The 17,556-nt window shown below is 41.8% G+C and carries 16 protein-coding genes and 1 other annotated feature; of the genes, 4 read left to right on the top strand and 12 right to left on the bottom strand.

What is annotated here, in order from left to right:
- Nucleotides 1-2: 2 nt before the first annotated feature.
- Nucleotides 3-581: an esterase/lipase family protein gene (locus KFQ09_RS15295; RefSeq protein WP_370648336.1), complete on the bottom strand. Its 579-nt coding sequence runs from the start codon at nt 579-581 to the stop codon at nt 3-5.
- Between the two features lie 272 nt (nt 582-853).
- On the opposite strand from KFQ09_RS15295, the gene KFQ09_RS15290 reads away from it, so the two are divergent.
- Complete coding sequence (locus KFQ09_RS15290) at nt 854-1,195, top strand: antibiotic biosynthesis monooxygenase family protein (RefSeq protein WP_017358308.1); 342 nt, start codon at nt 854-856, stop codon at nt 1,193-1,195.
- A gap of 128 nt (nt 1,196-1,323) precedes the next feature.
- Here the strand turns inward: KFQ09_RS15290 and tyrS are convergent, their stop codons facing one another.
- Nucleotides 1,324-2,592, bottom strand: coding sequence for a tyrosine--tRNA ligase (tyrS, locus tag KFQ09_RS15285; RefSeq protein WP_017358309.1), 1,269 nt, complete (start codon nt 2,590-2,592; stop codon nt 1,324-1,326).
- 53 nt (nt 2,593-2,645) lie between these two features.
- Nucleotides 2,646-2,881, bottom strand: a binding site (T-box leader).
- A gap of 59 nt (nt 2,882-2,940) precedes the next feature.
- Nucleotides 2,941-4,665 (bottom strand): acetate--CoA ligase, encoded by a 1,725-nt coding sequence (gene acsA, locus KFQ09_RS15280; RefSeq protein WP_035391106.1) that lies wholly within the window; start codon nt 4,663-4,665, stop codon nt 2,941-2,943.
- A 155-nt stretch (nt 4,666-4,820) separates the two neighbouring features.
- Here acsA and KFQ09_RS15275 point away from each other — a divergent pair, with 155 nt between their 5' ends.
- Genes KFQ09_RS15275 through KFQ09_RS15265 form a run of 3 tightly spaced genes read left to right on the top strand, consistent with a single transcriptional unit; the run spans nt 4,821 to nt 7,290 of the window.
- Nucleotides 4,821-5,453, top strand: coding sequence for a GNAT family N-acetyltransferase (locus tag KFQ09_RS15275; protein ID WP_008343062.1), 633 nt, complete (start codon nt 4,821-4,823; stop codon nt 5,451-5,453).
- Nucleotides 5,454-5,491: 38 nt separating this feature from the next.
- Nucleotides 5,492-6,133 carry a CBS and ACT domain-containing protein gene (locus KFQ09_RS15270; RefSeq protein WP_041092583.1) on the top strand — a complete coding sequence of 214 codons (642 nt, stop codon included), beginning with the start codon at nt 5,492-5,494 and terminating at the stop codon, nt 6,131-6,133.
- Nucleotides 6,130-7,290 (top strand): acetoin utilization protein AcuC, encoded by a 1,161-nt coding sequence (locus tag KFQ09_RS15265; RefSeq protein WP_024718705.1) that lies wholly within the window; start codon nt 6,130-6,132, stop codon nt 7,288-7,290. The genes KFQ09_RS15270 and KFQ09_RS15265 overlap by 4 nt, the downstream gene beginning before the upstream one ends.
- 42 nt (nt 7,291-7,332) lie before the next feature.
- Here the strand turns inward: KFQ09_RS15265 and ccpA are convergent, their stop codons facing one another.
- The 9 genes from ccpA to KFQ09_RS15220 all read right to left on the bottom strand — a co-directional run bounded on the left by ccpA (nt 7,333) and on the right by KFQ09_RS15220 (nt 17,553).
- Nucleotides 7,333-8,334 carry a catabolite control protein A gene (ccpA, locus tag KFQ09_RS15260; protein WP_008343056.1) on the bottom strand — a complete coding sequence of 334 codons (1,002 nt, stop codon included), beginning with the start codon at nt 8,332-8,334 and terminating at the stop codon, nt 7,333-7,335.
- Nucleotides 8,335-8,784: 450 nt separating this feature from the next.
- Entirely contained in the window at nt 8,785-9,861 is a 1,077-nt protein-coding gene (locus KFQ09_RS15255) for a bifunctional 3-deoxy-7-phosphoheptulonate synthase/chorismate mutase (RefSeq protein WP_017358315.1), read from the bottom strand.
- Nucleotides 9,862-10,074: 213 nt separating this feature from the next.
- Nucleotides 10,075-10,398, bottom strand: a complete 324-nt coding sequence (ytxJ, locus tag KFQ09_RS15250) for a bacillithiol system redox-active protein YtxJ (RefSeq protein ID WP_007501805.1) — start codon at nt 10,396-10,398, stop codon at nt 10,075-10,077.
- Between the two features lie 30 nt (nt 10,399-10,428).
- Complete coding sequence (locus KFQ09_RS15245; RefSeq protein ID WP_007501807.1) at nt 10,429-10,899, bottom strand: YtxH domain-containing protein; 471 nt, start codon at nt 10,897-10,899, stop codon at nt 10,429-10,431.
- A 29-nt stretch (nt 10,900-10,928) separates the two neighbouring features.
- Entirely contained in the window at nt 10,929-11,345 is a 417-nt protein-coding gene (locus tag KFQ09_RS15240; protein ID WP_017367864.1) for a DUF948 domain-containing protein, read from the bottom strand.
- Between the two features lie 222 nt (nt 11,346-11,567).
- On the bottom strand, nt 11,568-12,866 hold the full coding sequence (gene murC, locus KFQ09_RS15235) for a UDP-N-acetylmuramate--L-alanine ligase (protein ID WP_255835802.1): 1,299 nt from the start codon (nt 12,864-12,866) through the stop codon (nt 11,568-11,570).
- Nucleotides 12,867-13,168: 302 nt separating this feature from the next.
- Nucleotides 13,169-15,919, bottom strand: a complete 2,751-nt coding sequence (locus KFQ09_RS15230) for a DNA translocase FtsK (protein WP_255835801.1) — start codon at nt 15,917-15,919, stop codon at nt 13,169-13,171.
- A gap of 199 nt (nt 15,920-16,118) precedes the next feature.
- Entirely contained in the window at nt 16,119-16,724 is a 606-nt protein-coding gene (gene ytpR, locus KFQ09_RS15225; RefSeq protein ID WP_035702057.1) for a YtpR family tRNA-binding protein, read from the bottom strand.
- A gap of 16 nt (nt 16,725-16,740) precedes the next feature.
- On the bottom strand, nt 16,741-17,553 hold the full coding sequence (locus KFQ09_RS15220) for a DUF1444 domain-containing protein (protein WP_008343044.1): 813 nt from the start codon (nt 17,551-17,553) through the stop codon (nt 16,741-16,743).
- Nucleotides 17,554-17,556: the final 3 nt, after the last annotated feature.

Below are 17,556 nucleotides of genomic sequence, written 5' to 3'. Positions count from 1 at the left end.
TTTTAATTCGTATTCTGTCCTCCGCCATTCAATCCTTCTTTCACATAGCCTTTGACTTGGCTTGAGGTTAATAGACCGATATGTCCAACGCCGTGGATGAGGACGTTTCTCGCGCCAATTAAACGTGAGAGGCTGTTGACGACAATGAGATCGGCTGAACTATAGACAGATGTGTAAAGAATTTTTTGATTTGGATCGGTGCCTGGTAATGCTCTGAGTGATACGAGTCCATTCGCTCCACCAAGTGTGACGACGTTTTCAATTTTATCTCCGCCGTCTAGGTTTTTAATATAGTATAACGTGTTCGCACCACCCATACTATGAGCCACAATATCTACTTTTTTGGCGCCCGTTTTGGCTAGTACATCTTTCACGAATCTAGAGAGCCTCGGGCCATTGTTCAGGTTATTGCCTGTTTTGTCTATGAAATCGATTGCAAAAAGTTGGTTTTGATCCCAGCCCTGTGATACTAAGTATCGTTTGATCGAAGCAAAGTTATAAGACGCACCGCCCATACCATGCACCATCACAACCGGATTATGCGCAGCCGCTTTGACTTCTTTCGGCTGGATGAAGGCCATTGAACCTAGCACTAAGGCAAGGGCAACAAGAATTTGCAAACTCTTTTTCTTAAATCGAATCACTTTCATTCCCCCTTATTCATCTTATTCGACTCTATTTTATACAAGAAAAATATGTCAGAAAAGTGAACAAGGTAATGTTTTATGAGATGATTTTACAGAAATATAAATAATCATAAAGCACCTTGGACTTTTTTAAATTAAAACAAAAAGACTACGAGCCTCTCTATCTTTCATATATAATGTGAATAGACAAAAGGAGGTTCTACTAGATGCTATTTACCCAAACACCTGCACCACCTTACTATGCAGTCATTTTCACATCAAAACGAACGAATGTTGAGCAGAAAGAATACGCTGCTGCTGCTCAAAGAATGGAACAATTAGCGAAAGACCTAGACGGGTTTCTTGGAATTGAGAGTGTACGAGATGAGCATGGTGTTGGGATCACTGTATCGTATTGGGATTCATTAGCAGCAATTAAAGAATGGAAAGCACATACAGCACATCAGCGTGTTCAAAAAAAAGGAAAAAAAGATTGGTATGAATCCTATACAACCCGAATTTGTAAGGTAGAACATGCTTATACAAACGAAGATTCACTTCTTGAATAAGAAACAGACAAATGAGAGAAAACCGCTCTGTAAAAGCTTAATTCCTACTTCTGAATAAAAAAGAAAAGCACCTCAATGTATATGAACATTTGAGGTGCTTTTCATGATACTTACTGTTTCATAAAGATTTATTTATACGTTACAAGGAAGTATTTCTTTTTCCCTCTTCTTAAGACTGTAAATTGGTTTTCAATTCGGTCTTCAGCTGAAAGGACATAGTCTTTGTCGGTTTGTCTCTCTCCGTTGATGTAGATGGCACCGTTTGTGATATCTTCACGTGCTTGACGTTTTGATGGAGACAGTTTTGATTCGACAAGAACATCAACAAGTGTTAATTCTTCTGCACTGTCTTTCTCCATTGATGGCACATCTTTAAAGCCTACTTTCACTTCTTCTGCTGTAAGAGATTTGATCTCGCCTTTAAATAGCGCATTTGAGATGTTGACAGCCTGTTCTAGTGATTCACGGCCATGCACAAGTGTTGTGACTTCTTCTGCCAAACGGCGCTGTGCTTCACGCTTTTCAGGGGCTGTTTGCACTTTTTCTTCGTACGATGCGATCTCTTCTTTTGATAGGAACGTAAAGTATTTTAAGTATTTCACGACATCACGGTCATCTGTGTTAATCCAGAATTGGTAGAATTCATATGGTGATGTTTTTTCTTTATCTAACCAGATGGCACCACCTTCTGTTTTCCCAAACTTCGTGCCGTCTGCTTTTGTGACAAGCGGCATTGTGAGACCGAATGCTTTAGCCCCTTCTGCTTCAGACTTACGGATTAACTCAAGCCCAGATGTGATATTTCCCCACTGGTCACTTCCGCCGATTTGCAGCTTACAATTTTCATTTCTGTAAAGGTTCAAGAAGTCTAACGATTGTAGAATCACGTAGCTGAATTCTGTGTACGAAATCCCTGTTTCAATACGGGAGCTGACGATATCTTTTGCGAGCATGAAGTTGACACCGAAGTTCTTTCCAATATCACGAAGGAACGTGATGACATTCATTTGACTGATCCAGTCATAGTTATTCACGATGACAGCTGGGTTGTCACCTGCTTCAAAATCAAGGAATTGAGAGAGCTGGCCTTTGATTTTCTCTGACCACTGTTCGACGATTTCTGCTGGGTTTAGTGAACGTTCTGCTTTTTTGAAACTTGGGTCACCAATCAGTCCAGTTGCGCCGCCAACAAGTGCAATCGGATGATGACCTGCTTCTTGGAATCTGCGCAATGTTAAAATTGGCAGTAAGTGACCAATGTGCAAGCTGTCAGCTGTTGGATCAAAGCCGGAGTATAGCTTGATTTTTTCTTCTGCTAATAATTTTGTTAAACCTTCTTCATCTGTTTGTTGCTGAATTAATCCTCTGAACGATAATTCTTCCATCAATTGACTCATATCCAAATCTCCTTTTTTTACAATTCAACATAAAAAACGCCCCTTCGAATGAACGAAGGGACGATATATATCGCGGTACCACCCTGCTTAAAAGACAAAACAACACGTCTTTTCACTTACACTGATAACGGACAGATCCGTTCTTTCACTAATCAGATAGCATATGCTCCTTTTCGTAAAAGCGGTTCGTGAGGGTAATTCGAATATCTCTTTGTACTGACTCGCACCAGCCGTCAGCTCTCTTGGACAGGGAAAGATGATTCTACTGAATCTCAGTCAAAACCTTTTCATATTCAACTAAAGTCATTTTTAACATACTTTTGATATCAAGTCAACTGACGGAAGTGATTAATCTTCCATTGTCGAGAGATCGCCAGCAGGTAAATTCAGTTCCCACGCTTTTAGCACACGTCTCATAATTTTACCGCTGCGTGTTTTTGGCAATTTGTCTTTAAACTCAATTTCTCTCGGTGCTGCATGTGCAGCGAGTCCTTTTTTCACGAACGTACGAATTTCTTCTTTCAGGTCATCAGACGGTTCGTATCCGCTTCTAAGCGCTATAAATGCTTTAATAATTTCACCGCGCACAGGATCTGGTTTTCCGATGACACCAGCCTCTGCAATGGCCGGATGTTCCACCAGTTTACTTTCTACCTCAAATGGACCGACCCGCTCTCCTGACGTCATGATGACATCGTCGACACGTCCCTGGAACCAGAAGTATCCGTCTTCATCCATATAAGCAGAATCTCCTGAAACATACCAATCTCCCGGCATAAAGTAAGATTCATATTTTTCAGGATTGTTCCAGATCGTATGCATCATAGACGGCCAGCCTTTTTTGATGGCAAGGTTCCCCATCCGGTATGGCGGAAGTTCATTTCCGGCATTATCCACAATCGCAGCTTCAACGCCTGGAATTGGTTTCCCCATCGAACCTGGTTTGATATCCATGGATGGATAGTTACAAATCAGCTGTGCACCTGTTTCTGTCATCCACCAAGTATCATGAATTCGTTTACCGAATACAGCGTCTCCCCAGCGGATCACTTCTGGATTAAGTGGCTCTCCTACACTTAACACATGACGGAGTGAGCTGAGATCATATTTTTGAATGAGATCGTCTCCTGCTCCCATCAGCATTCTGAAGGCTGTCGGTGCACTGTACCAAACGGTCACACCAAGCGATTCAATGGTTTCGTACCACGTATCAGGATTGAACCTGCCGCCTAAAATCACATTCGTCGCTCCATTCAACCACGGAGAAAAAATACCGTACACCGTCCCTGTTACCCAGCCTGGATCAGCTGTACACCAGTAGACATCTTCTTCTTTCAAATCAAGTACCCATTTACCCGTCTGGCCTTGCTGCACCATTGCGCCATGAACATGGAGCACACCTTTTGGCGTACCAGTGGACCCTGACGTGTAATGAAGCAAGTATCCATCTTTTTCATCCATCCACTCGATTTCAAGTTCCTTCGCTGCCTGCTCAAATGCTTCTTCAAAGTGAATCGTCCGCACACCACCTGCATCCTCTTTTTCACCACCGACAATGATGACGGATTCAAGCTTTGGAAGTTCTGCAAACGGAATCCGCTCAAGCAGATCAGGCGTTGTCACAATCACTTTTGCCTCACTATTTTCTAAACGATCTTTGACGGCACCTTCCATAAATGCCTCAAATAACGGACCGACGATCGCACCAATTTTGACAGCACCAAGCAGTAGAAAATAGAGCTCAGGTGATCTTGGCATAAAGATAAACACGCGATCCCCTTTTTGCACATGTGCCTGTTCTCTTAATAGATTTCCTGCTTTGTTTGTCTTGATTTTCATATCCCTGAACGTATACTTTTCATCCCGCTGTGAATCTTTGTAGTGAAGCGCCACCTTGTTTTTACGAAACGAGTCCGCATGTCTGTCAATCGCTTCATAAGCTGCATTTACTTTTCCTGTTTCATACCAAGAGAAATTTTTTCTCGCTTCCTCCCATGAAAATTCTTTGTATGCTTGCTCATAATCATTTAAATGATAGTCCCCTTTTACTGATGGTAGCGTTTCCACTTTCATCAAACAGTCCCCCTTTGCATACGTTTACAATGACCATTATAGTATAGATGACTTTTTTTCTCAATTTTTAAAAAACTTCCGATGAAACCGTTTTAATTATTGCAAGATTTAAGATAGAATAGAGACGACTCACTAGAATTTGAGGCGGTGGATACGTGGAGCATCCTAAAACTTATTATTCAAAAACAATTACGAGAGAAACAGGCACCATCCTGATTGAAGGACCGGTACCTGCATCAGAGCTGGCGAACTATACGTTTCATGAAGGACTAACGGCATTTCGCACGCCTGAGGAACAGAAACAAGCACTTGTTGAAATAGCAGATCTTCCTGAAGGACGTATTATCATTGCTAGGGTGGATGAGCTTGTCGTAGGCTATGTCACGTATTTGTACCCTGATCCGCTTGAACGCTGGTCAGAAGGCAACATGGACAATTTAATTGAGCTCGGTGCCATTGAAGTCGCTCCTCCATTCAGAGGCTGTTCACTTGGCAAGCATTTACTGGATGTGAGCATGATGGATGAGCAAATGGAGAATTACATTATCATTACAACTGAATATTACTGGCATTGGGATTTAAAGGGGACGAAGAAAAACGTGTGGGAGTACCGCAAAATGATGGAGAAAATGATGAACGCCGGCGGTCTTGTCTGGTTTGCAACAGACGAGCCAGAGATTAGCTCACATCCAGCCAATTGTTTAATGGCACGGATCGGAAAAAATGTAAGTCCTGATTCGATCGAGCGTTTCGATCGTCTTCGCTTCCATCAGCGCTTTATGTATTAACGTTCAATTCGTTTTTTTGGCAAAGGGGATTGGTAAACATGATGATTGAACAAATTATGGAACGTGATGTGATCACGCTGCGCAAAACCGATACGATTGAAGAAGCCATTCAAAAAATGAGTGCACATCACATTCGGCATATTCCCATCGTATCTGAGCAGGGATCTGTCATTGGGATGGTGACAGATCGGGATATTAAAAATGCCAGTCCAAGTATTTTTGAAACAGAGAAAAGGCAGCTTTTTATTCAGCGGCCGGTTGAAGACATCATGGTGCTAGAGACGATTACCGCTCATCCGCTTGATTTCGTTGAGGAGATTTCAAGTGTCTTTTTTGAACACGGAATTGGCTGTCTTCCCGTTGTGAGACGCGGCAAGCTTGTAGGGATCATCACAAAAACAGATTTACTTCGTACGTTTGTAAGACTAACAGGTGCAGATCAGCCTGGATCACATTTAGAGGTTGAAGTAGCGCAAGTGACAGAGGGTCTTGCAGACATTACGGCCATTTTAAAAGAGCAGCATATTCAAATGCTGAGTGTACTCGTGTACCCACATGCCAATGAAGCCTCTAAAGTGCTCGTCTTCCGCCTTCAAACGATGCATGCAGATCATGTGATGAAGCTGATTCGTGCAAAAGGCTATAAAGTGCTCTGGCCTATGGAGCAGACGATCAAATGAAGGAAGCGACCTTTGTTTTTTCACCATCTTTTCAAACGTACCAGTTTCACCAAGATCATCCCTTCAATCAGCTTCGTGTCTACTTAACTTATGATCTTCTTCAAAAAATGAAGGCATTAACGGATGATGAGATTGTCGCACCTCGTATGGCGACGCTGGAGGAATTAAAGCTTGTCCATACAGCAGACTACATTCAAGCAGTACAGCGGGCAAGTGAAGGAAAACTGTCCACCGCAGAGGGGGAACGTTATGGTCTTGGCACTGAGGACACCCCGATGTTTGCAGGGATGCATGAGGCTGCTTCTCTCCTTGTTGGCGGAACATTAACAGCGGTTGATCAAGTGATGCTTGGACATTCGCAGCATGCGCTCAATCTTGGTGGCGGGCTTCACCATGGATTTAAAGGACGTGCTTCTGGCTTTTGTATTTATAATGACAGCTCTGTGGCCATTCAGTATATTCAAAAGACATATGGCGCTAGAATTTTATATATTGATACAGATGCTCATCATGGCGATGGTGTCCAGTTTAGCTTCTATGATGATCCAGAGGTATGTACTGTTTCCATTCATGAAACAGGGCGCTATTTGTTCCCTGGAACTGGACAAGTACAGGAAAGGGGTCATGATAAAGGCTATGGCTATGCATATAATATCCCGCTTGACGCATTTACAGAAGACGAATCATTTTTAGAAGCCTATCGAACAGCAGTGACAGAGATTGCTGCTTTTTTTAAACCAGATGTCATTTTGACGCAAAATGGAGCAGATGCCCACTATTATGACCCTTTGACGCATTTATCTGCTACCATGAAAATATATGAGGAAATTCCTAGAATTGCCCATGAGCTGGCGCATCAATATTGTGATGGAAAATGGATCGCTGTGGGCGGAGGCGGCTATGATATTTGGCGTGTCGTCCCAAGAGCATGGAGCCGCATTTGGCTTGAGATGAAAGGCATCACACCACCAGATGCACTTCCTCAGGAATGGATTCGGGCATGGGAAAAACAATCGCCTGTTCCGCTTCCATCCACATGGCTAGATCCTGACGATCTATATCCACCGATTCCAAGAAGAGCAGAAATTACAGAAAAAAATGCACAAACGGTAGAAAAAGCACTCATGCCTGTTCGACGAGAAAAGAAAAAGGCATAAAAAAAGCAGGCGTCCACTGATCAAGTGAGCCTGCTTTCTTTTTTATTTCGTCGATTGTCTTTCTTCGATTCTATGTGGCAATTCAACAATTTGATCTTCTACTTGTTCTTTGTTCATGAGCTTTGTCAGCAGTCTCATCGCAACAGCGCCAATATCGTAAGTCGGCTGAACAACTGTTGTCAATTGAGGGCGCACCATGAGGGATAGTCTTGTGTTATCAAAGCCAATCACTTCTAAATCTTCAGGAATTGATACGCCTCTGTCCTGCGCTCCATGAATGACACCTAGCGCCATTTCGTCAGTCGCTGCAATCACAGCCGTCGGCTTGTCAGATTGCTCAAGCAGATTAGCGAGCGCTTCAATACCAGAGTCATATGAGTAGTCTCCTTCAGCAACAAGCGCTTCGTCAAACGCGATACCAGCTTCTTCAAGCGCACGCTTATAACCAGCAAGCTTTCTCATAGAGTTAATTGGTTCTGACATTGGTCCAGATACAAACGCAATTCGTTTATGTCCTTTTTCAACTAATAGCTGAACTGAATCATAAATGGCTTGTTCATAGTTAATGTTGACTGATGGTGTTTGTGCCTGCTCTTCAACAGATGCTGCAAGTACAATTGGTACAGGAGAGCGCTTAAATTCTTCCACATGCACATCTGTAATGTTTCCGCCCATAAAAACGATTCCATCTACTTGTTTGCCAAGCATTGTGTTTAACAAATGAAGTTCTTTATCAGTATTTTGGTCTGAGTTGCTCAAAATAATGTTGTACTTGTACATCGTCGCAATATCTTCAATTCCTCGTGCAAGCTCTGAATAGAAGATACTTGAAATATCAGGGATGATGACCCCAACTGTTGTGGTCTTTTTACTTGCAAGGCCTCGTGCGACTGCGTTTGGACGGTAGCCGAGACGATCAATTGCTTCAAGTACCTTTTTTCTTGTTGTTGGTTTTACGTTTGGATTACCATTAACAACGCGTGATACCGTTGCCATACTTACGTTTGCTTCTCTTGCTACATCATATATTGTAACATTATTCACATAAATCACTCCTTCAAATACACTTCATATCTATAGCATTCACCAATTGGATAGAGACATGTCAGATACGAGGAAAATAATATCCTATTTGTCATTAAAACGATGAAAAGAGACACATAATTTTTCAATCTACATCAAAATGACATTCTTTTATGAAATTATACACGTTTTTTCTTCATATGAAAACGTTCCCTTTCTTTTTATAACTAAATTAAACAAACTTTAATGAGCTTGTTACCTGTAAATTGAATCATATTTCACCAAAAATCGTCGCGAACGTCAGCTATGACAATGATCTTAGCAGATTCTATCGAATTTTAAAAATGAAAACATTGTGAACAAGCATATTTTTAGCTTGCAATGTGCTCTCTTCCTTTCATTGCCAATCTTAATCGTATTTTTTCATGAAAAAACCGCCGGGCTGTCATCCGGCGGCTTTTCTATTTATGATTACGCATGAATGTTGACAAGTGGTCTTAATGCATCTAACCATTTTTCGAATTGTGGAATGTCCATTTGCTGCGCTGAATCAGATAGGGCAACAGATGGATCTGGATGCACTTCTGCCATCACACCGTCTGCTCCAATCGCAAGAGCTGCTTTAGCTGTTGGAAGAAGTAGATCTCTGCGTCCTGTTGAGTGTGTCACGTCAACAAAGACTGGTAAATGTGTCTCTTGTTTCAAGATTGGCACAGCCGAGATATCTAGTGTATTTCTTGTGGCTGTTTCGTATGTGCGGATGCCTCGCTCGCAAAGGATGATTTGGTCATTTCCTTGTGCGATGATGTATTCAGCTGCATTGATGAATTCTGAAATCGTTGCTGCTAGACCGCGTTTTAAAAGAACTGGTTTGTTCACTGATCCAGCTTCTTTTAAAAGCTCGAAGTTTTGCATGTTACGTGCTCCAATTTGGATGACATCGATATGCTCAATCGCTTCTTCAATATGAGCAGGATTCACGATTTCACTAATAACTGCAAGACCGTATTCATCTGCTACACGTTTTAGAATTTTTAGACCGTCTACGCCAAGTCCTTGGAAGTCGTATGGACTTGTGCGAGGCTTAAATGCGCCGCCACGAAGAAGTTTTAGTCCCTGCTGTTTCGCTGCTGCCGCTACTTCTGCAACTTGCTCGTAGCTTTCAACGGCACATGGTCCAACGATGAAACGTTGTTTTCCGTCACCGATCGCTTCTCCATTGATATTTACAATTGTATTTTCAGGTTTTTTCTTACGAGAAACAAGAAGTGCTTTGCTGTGGTCATCTTCTTGAAGCTCTAAACCTGCTTTGAAAATTTCTTTGAAAATATGTTGAATCGTTGAATTTTCAAATGGGCCATCATTTTCTTCAAGAATTTGATTAAGCATTGTGCGCTCTCTGACAGGGTCATAACGGTTGACACCTTGCGCTTCTTTTGCCTTTCCAATTTCTTTTACAATGTTTCCTCTTTCATTGATCAGTTTTAAGATTTGAAGATTTAGTTCATCTGCTTGCTGTCTCAATTGTTCCAATTCATTGTTGCTCATTTTTGTCATCCTTTCCTCTGCCCGCTCTCGCTTTTTATTTTTGATCTCTTATAATAGGGTTTATTATAAACAAAGATTTCGGAATTGTCACGAAAAAATTCTTTATTACCCAAACGCTTTTAAGCGATAAAGTATTATGTGTAAGATTATAGCATACTTTTGATGCAAGTAAACCTTTTTTATAAAAAAACGTCAGCAATCGCTGACGTTTTTCTACATGTTATGTTCAAGCGCTTCTTTTGTAATGCTTGAGTGAGAAGCATGCCACTTTACTTTGCCACCGCTAAAGATGAGTGCCTGCGGGCTTTCATGCTTGATCCCTGACTTTTCAGTCACATAGGATGAAAGCTCTCTTGTGTTTTGAATTTGCAAGAAATAAGCAGGAACATCCTCATGTTCTGACGCAAACGCTTCAAACTCTTGAAAAGCAGCTTGGCTGATTGGACATGTCAAACTGTGCTTAAAAAAGACAAAGGTTCCGTCTTGATTCGTTAGTTGATCAAACTGTTCTTCTGTTTCTATGAGTTGCTTAGACATGATGTGCTCCTTCCTAACTTAAGCAGCGAGTTAGCCTTTCGTAGATTGTTCTACTTTTTCTTTGACATCTTTGATGCCGTCTTCAATGTCTGCTTTTGCTTCTTGTGCTCTTACTTTTGCTTCATCTGCTACATCTGAAGCTTCATTTGCAATATTTGCTGCAGCATCTTCTGCTTCGCTTTTTACTTGTTTAGCTTTTCCAGCTGTACGATCTTTTATGTCTTTTACTTTGTCTAAAATCTGGTTTGACTGCTCTGCTACGAGCTGAGACAATTCAGATGTTTTGTCTTTCGCAATCGTCACATATTCAGTGCCTTTTTCCTTTGCATCTGTTGTGAGACGATCTGTTTTTTCTTTTAGGGCATTCGCTTGGGTGTTCAAATCATCGCGAAGCTCTTTCCCTGACTTTGGTGCTAAAAATAATGCCGTTGTTGCACCGATGATGCCACCGATAAGTGTTCCGATCAAAAAGTCTTTGCTATTGATTCCGTCTTTGCTCATGATTATTCCTCCTATGCGAAAATGGTTGATTATTGTTGTTTACGCTGTTTCCATTTTTTATAGATTTCAAGTGCTGCGTTACTCCAGCTTACCACATCCGTGACTTTCTCTTGATTTCGTTCAACGGATGAAGAAACCGCACCAGCTGCCTGCTTTATGCTTGTATTAAATTGGTTGATCGAGCCGCCAATTCCCTGCACCGCATCCACAACTGTGTTAAGTTTTGCCGATTTGTCTTGAATATCTTCAGCAAGCTGATTGGTCTTATGTAGCAACTGTGCTGTCTCTGTGGTGATGCCTTGCATCTGTCCTTCAAGACCTTCTAAAGTTGATGCGACATTCTTTAATGTCAGCTGTAAGGATTTCAATGTTTTGGACAAGTAGATGACAAGAATGAGGAAAGCGATTGCGATGAGTGCAACGCTTAAATAGAGAATAATAATCATCTGATACCTCCTTTGCTGCGGGCATATTCAATTCAATACCCTCTCGTTGTATCATTCAAACATCGCCTAGAATGACCGATTGAATAATAATTCTACACTTATTCGCCAATTCCTGTCCACAGCGAACGAAAAAAAGCGGCACATCTTGTCACATTTAGCCCCTTTGTCACATTTTATTCAAAATAAAAAGCGCCGATTGAATCGGCACTTTTTGACAGGCAATTATACTGCGACTTTCTCATAAGCACGAAGATACTTTTGAATATCTCCTGCTCCCATAAAGACCAAGATCGCATTTTCATGTGCTTTCAGCACAGATGTCTCTTCTTCTTCAATCAATTGGGCTTGCGGAATTTTTTCCCGCAAATCTTCAATGCTTAGTTTCCCAATGTTTTCACGAGCTGAACCGAAAATATCACAGAGGTATACATAGTCTGCTTTTTTCAGACTGTCCGCAAATTCACTTAAAAATTGCTGTGTACGAGTGAAAGTGTGCGGCTGGAAGACTGCTACAATATCACGGTCTGGATACTTCTGGCGAGCTGCTTCGATCGTGACTTCAATTTCAGTCGGATGGTGCGCATAATCGTCAATTAAGACTTGTTCACCGACTACTTTTTCATTAAAGCGTCGTTTCACACCTCCAAATGTCGTTAAAGCACCTTTGATGAGCTCTACATCAATGGCCTCATAGTGGCATAATGCAATGACCGCTAATGAGTTAAGGACATTGTGGTTTCCGTAAGCAGGAATGTAGAAGGTATCATAAAACGTATTACGTACAAATACATCAAATGTCGTGCCTTCTGTGTTTTTCACAACATTTCGTGCTTGGAAATCATTTTCTTCATTGAATCCGTAGTACACAACAGGTACTTTTGCTTGGATCTTGAGCAGATGCTCGTCATCACCGCAAGCGATGATGGCTTTTTTCACTTGAAGTGCCATGTTTTGAAACGCATCAAACACGTCATCAATATCCGTGAAATAATCAGGGTGATCAAAATCAATATTGGTCATGATCGCATAGTCTGGATGGTAGCTGAGGAAATGCCTGCGGTATTCGCACGCTTCAAATACAAAATACTCGCTGTTTTCTTTCCCCATTCCAGATCCATCACCGATTAAGTAGGAAGTTGGTTTTGCCGCTTGCATCACATGTGCAAGCAGACCTGTTGTCGATGTTTTACCATGAGCACCCGTAATTGCAACGTTTGTGAATGAATCCATGTATTCTCCAAGAAATTTATGATAACGAATAACAGGAATCCCTTCAGAAAGAGCACGCTCAATCTCAGGGTGTGTATCTGGGAATGCATTTCCTGCAATCACCGTCATCCCTGGCTGAATATTATCTGGGTCAAATGGAAGAATTTTAATATTTCGTTCTTCTAATGCTTTTTGTGTAAAGATATGTTTTTCGATATCCGATCCTTGGACAGTATACCCAGTATCATAAAGAATTTGGGCCAGTGGACTCATACCTGTCCCTTTTATTCCAACAAAATGATAAACAGTCATAATTGTACCTCCAACAAACGTCTATCTGACTTACAGTATATGACGCTCATTTCAATTTGCAACTTGTGATTTTTGTCTCTAGCTGATCACAAATCGCAGCTCCAAATAAAGATTTTTTTCCGATCTTCCTATTCTAATCAATATTAACTATGATTAGTATCCGACAACTTTCCCATTTCTAACACCTGCTTTCGCTCATTTTCATTAAAAAGCGTTCAGACAGGCATGCGAAAAGCGTCCAATTCAAAAATTGCACCTATGTGCTATCATACCATGTTTATCAAAAAAATGAAGTGGTTTGTTTAGATCAATTGTTCTAAGTCACTCAGTGTCATGAGGACCTCTCTTGGCTTACTGCCTTTTGCCCCAGAGATCATTCCTTCACGTTCCATCATATCAATCAATCTTGCTGCTCGATTGTAGCCAATTCTAAATCTTCTTTGCAAACTGGATGTACTTGCACTATTTTGCTCGATGGCGAACCGGCATGCGTCCATAAACAATTCATCTTCGTCTGTAATGGCAGAGCCTTGGAGCATCAATTCTTCCTGTTCAAAAAGGAACACAGGTTTGCGCTGTTTTCTCACATGCGCTACCACTTCATCAATCTCTCGATCTGATACAAAGTTCCCTTGTAGTCTTGTCGGTTTGCCAGAGCCATTTTCTAAGAACAGCATGTCTCCTTTTCCGAGAAGCTTTTCAGCACCTGCCATATCAATGATCGTTCTTGAATCCACTTGGCTTGAAACAGAGAAAGCAATTCTTGTTGGGATGTTTGCTTTAATGAGGCCTGTAATGACATCAACAGAAGGTCTTTGCGTCGCAATGAGTAAGTGAATCCCGCATGCTCTTGCTTTTTGGGCAATTCGGCAAATGCTTTCTTCGACTTCATTTGGTGCGACCATCATTAAATCAGCCAGCTCATCAATGACAACGACGAGATATGGCAGTTTTTCACCCATTTGTTTTTCTTTCACCAGTTCGTTAAATCGTTTGATTTCTCTCACACCAGAGTGTGCAAACAGTTCGTAGCGTCTTTCCATTTCATCTACTACCCATTTCAAAGCAGCTGTTGCTGTCTTGGCATCAGTAATAACCGGGCTCACAAGATGCGGAATGTGATTATACGGTGCCAGTTCGACCATTTTAGGGTCGATTAACAGCATTTTCACTTCATCAGGTGAGGCTTTAAACATCAGGCTCACGAGAATGGTATTAATACAGACACTTTTCCCTGAACCTGTTGCTCCGGCAATTAAGCCGTGCGGCATTTTTTGCAAATCAACCACAACGGGCTGACCGGAAATATCCAATCCGAGTGCCGCCGTTAATGGAGATGGATTGTCTCTGAAGGCACTACTTCTGATCATTTCTCTTAAGAAAACCATTTTACTGTGAAGGTTCGGCACTTCGATTCCAATCGTGTTCTTCCCAGGAATCGGCGCTTCGATTCGAATATCTTTTGCAGACAAACTGAGTTTGATATCATCTGACAGGTTTGTAATTTTGTTCACTTTCACGCCTGGTTCAGGATGTACTTCAAATCTTGTAACAGAAGGACCTTGCGTCACATGAACAACACTTGCTCTGACATTGAAGTTTTTCAGTGTGGCATTGAGCAGTTCTGCCCGTTCTTTCACCCATGTTCCGTCCTCTTCTTTTTGTGCTGGCGGAACGTCTAGAAGAGCTAAACTCGGAAATACATAGCCTTGTGCATCTGCCGTTTTCTTCTGTCCTTGCACGCGCTGATCACTTTTTAACATCATGACGTTAAAAGGAACGGTGGAGGTTTGACCGCTTGAGTGCTTTGGCTGTGGAGAAGACGGTTTTGGTTCTTCACGTTTTATTTCAGGCGTTTCTTCAGGTGTTTCCTCAAGCTCTTCTGCCATATCCCCGGCGATCTCTGCTTGTCCAGAGTCAGCAAATTCATCTGATGCTTCTTCAACTGGCATGACTTCATCATCTGTTAATTTTTCTTCCGGCAGGGAATCATCATCTTGCGAATCCTGTATAATCACCGGTTCTTCTTGTTCAAATGCTATCGCTGACACGTCTGCTTGACTTTCTTCTATCCGTGCAGCCTCTGCTCTTTCCTCCATAGCCTCTATGTTCTTCTCTTCCAGCACCGCAGTTTCTTCTACTGGGCTTTCTATCTCCATGTCGAGTGCTGGTGATGCGCTTTCAGCTGTTTCAAATGTAAAGCTCTCTTTTTTCTGAGCATCATCTTCAAGCGGAATCATCGGCTCTTCTTGTTCAATGGTGACTGCCTGTTCTTGCTCCATCTCTAGAGGCTCGTTAGATGCTTCAGCTTGCTCCATATGTAAGAATGCTTCCCGATCGTCTTTGGTCTGTGACAAAGCTTGATCTTGATCCTCTGTCTCACTGAAAGGCTCGTCATATAAACGTTCCATCGTTGATTGAACGTGATCTTGATAAGCGAGTTCCTCTTGCAAAGTAAGCGGCGTCGTGACAGGTTGCTTCTCTACTTGTTCTTCTGTTTGGGCTGACATCATGTCTTCCATACGTTGTTCTTTTCGTATAGACGGGATGTTCATTTGCTGTCTTACATTCCGTTCACGCTCTGCTTCTTCTGATAACAGTGTGACACGCTGTGACGTTTCTTCTGACGATTTCATTTTGACAGAAGATGTGTCTTCTTTGGCTGCTGCATGTTTTGGACGCATATCCTGGTGGTAGCCATAGATGGGTGAAGGGATTTGCTCTGGTTTAAAAGGCTTTTTATTGAGATCAGGCTGCACCGTTTGTTTTGGCTGATAGGTCGTCTGCTTTGCCTTTGGCTGACTTGGCCGCGTGCGCCTTCTTTCTTGTTGCTTTGCTGCCTCACGTGCAGGTTCATCTGGAACGAGAGGAAAGCGGAAATTGCCTTTTGGATATTCATAATACACTTTCGTATCTTCAACTTTTTTATATTCTTTATGCTGTTCAACAGCTGGCTGCTTTGGTGCAATCGGACCTGTTTCAGGCCTCTCAGCTTTTTCTTCTTTTTTTTCTTCTCCTAAAAATACACTAAAAAATTTATCTAACCAACTCATCTTTTATCACTCACTTTAACTCCCCTTACGTTTTCTTGGGCGATTTTTAGTATACCATTGCTTTTTCATGCAGAAAAGCGAGAAAAGTGCTACGCTTTGCTGTTCATGCTGTCTGTAGATGAAAAAAAGTCACTAAGTACGTACTTAGTGACTTTTGGTATAACACATTCTTCGCTCATTTGTACCCGTTTATGGGAGGTTACGCTTCAAATGGTTCGCCAGCTTGGTGGCTTCCTTCTAGAACAAGGATTCCTTTTTCAGCAGGCGCATTCGGAAGATCTAATTCTTTTGCAGAACAAATCATTCCGCTTGAAGGAACACCTCTTAGTTCAGCATCTTTGATCACCAAACCGCTCGGCATCACAGCACCGACCTTTGCAACCACAACATATTGACCTTGATCAACGTTTGGTGCACCGCACACGATTTGTAAGGTTTCATCGCCAACATCTACTTGGCAAATGTTAAGTTTATCTGCATTCGGATGTTTTTCTTTTTCCTTCACATAACCGACCACAAACTTAGGTGATAGATCAACTGTTAATGTTTCACTGACACCGTTGCGGTTTAAAATTTCATTGATATCTTGAACAAGCGTTTCAGAAAGCGGTACAGATCCGTTTTCTTCAATTTTCATGTAAGTAGATGCATTGAAAATATTAAAGCCTGTTGTTTCTTTTGTGTCTTGATTGAAGATTCTTACGACATCTCCAAACGTTTCATGACCTACTTCTTCTCTTGTTACATCTTTCAATGAAATAAGGAGTGTGTCGCCGACACCTTCTGCATTATAAAAAACGTTCATTCTTCAAAATTCCCTTCTACTGCTGTTTTGGTCTACTTTTTGCAAGAATAAAGATTGGTTCAAGCTTGCCTTCGTCATATAAAAATGACAAGGCCGTAATCGGAACCGTGCCGCTGGCGAAGAAGCTCATCGACATTTGCCCTAAAATATCATAGCCTGATTCATTGCGTACATCTGCAATGATAAACACATCTTGATGGGGAACGGAAATAGCCATTTGCCCCTCTACTTTTTGCGCGTATTCTTGTAAAATCGATTCATTTAATATTCTGCTTGCATCGTACCCGTCGTTTGCACGGAAGAAATAAAAACGGTTGCCCGCCACTTCATCCATTTTCACGACAGTCTTTAGTGAACGGACGTTAAAACTTGCGGTTTCTCTGATTCGTTCTTTTGTCCAGTTTTCCTTTTGCAGCATCTTCTCGTCAATTAATCTGTAGGTGCTTCCAAGGTCAAGTGCATAGTAGATTCTTGTCTCTGCTGTATGCTCATCAAAAACGAGCGGAATCTCATCACTTGATGTTTCTGGAAAGGACGTTGAACGAATGACCGGATAAATGTGCTTCTCTTTACCTGAGATGTGCTGCGCTTCACCTTTCATAGCGCTGAGCGCCTCTTTCACATAATAAACGATCTCATCCAGTGTTTCATCAGGCTTTACTTCCCACTTTGCAATAATCGGCGGGAGCTCAAGCGTGATACCCTTTCCTGTATGTTTATCTTCCACACGAAGCGTATCTTTTTCCCTGTCAAACTGGTGGGTCCAGCTGTCGTTCGTCAGACGGCTTTTCAATTGATTGGCAAGCTGTCTTGATGTCATTTTCGCCATAAT

It is taken from the genome of Bacillus sp. FS02 (genome assembly GCF_024398395.1).
GTDB classification, from domain to species: domain Bacteria; phylum Bacillota; class Bacilli; order Bacillales; family Bacillaceae; genus Bacillus; species Bacillus altitudinis.
The sequence above is the reverse complement of the archived record's forward strand: the minus strand, read 5'-3'. Positions and strand labels throughout refer to the sequence as shown.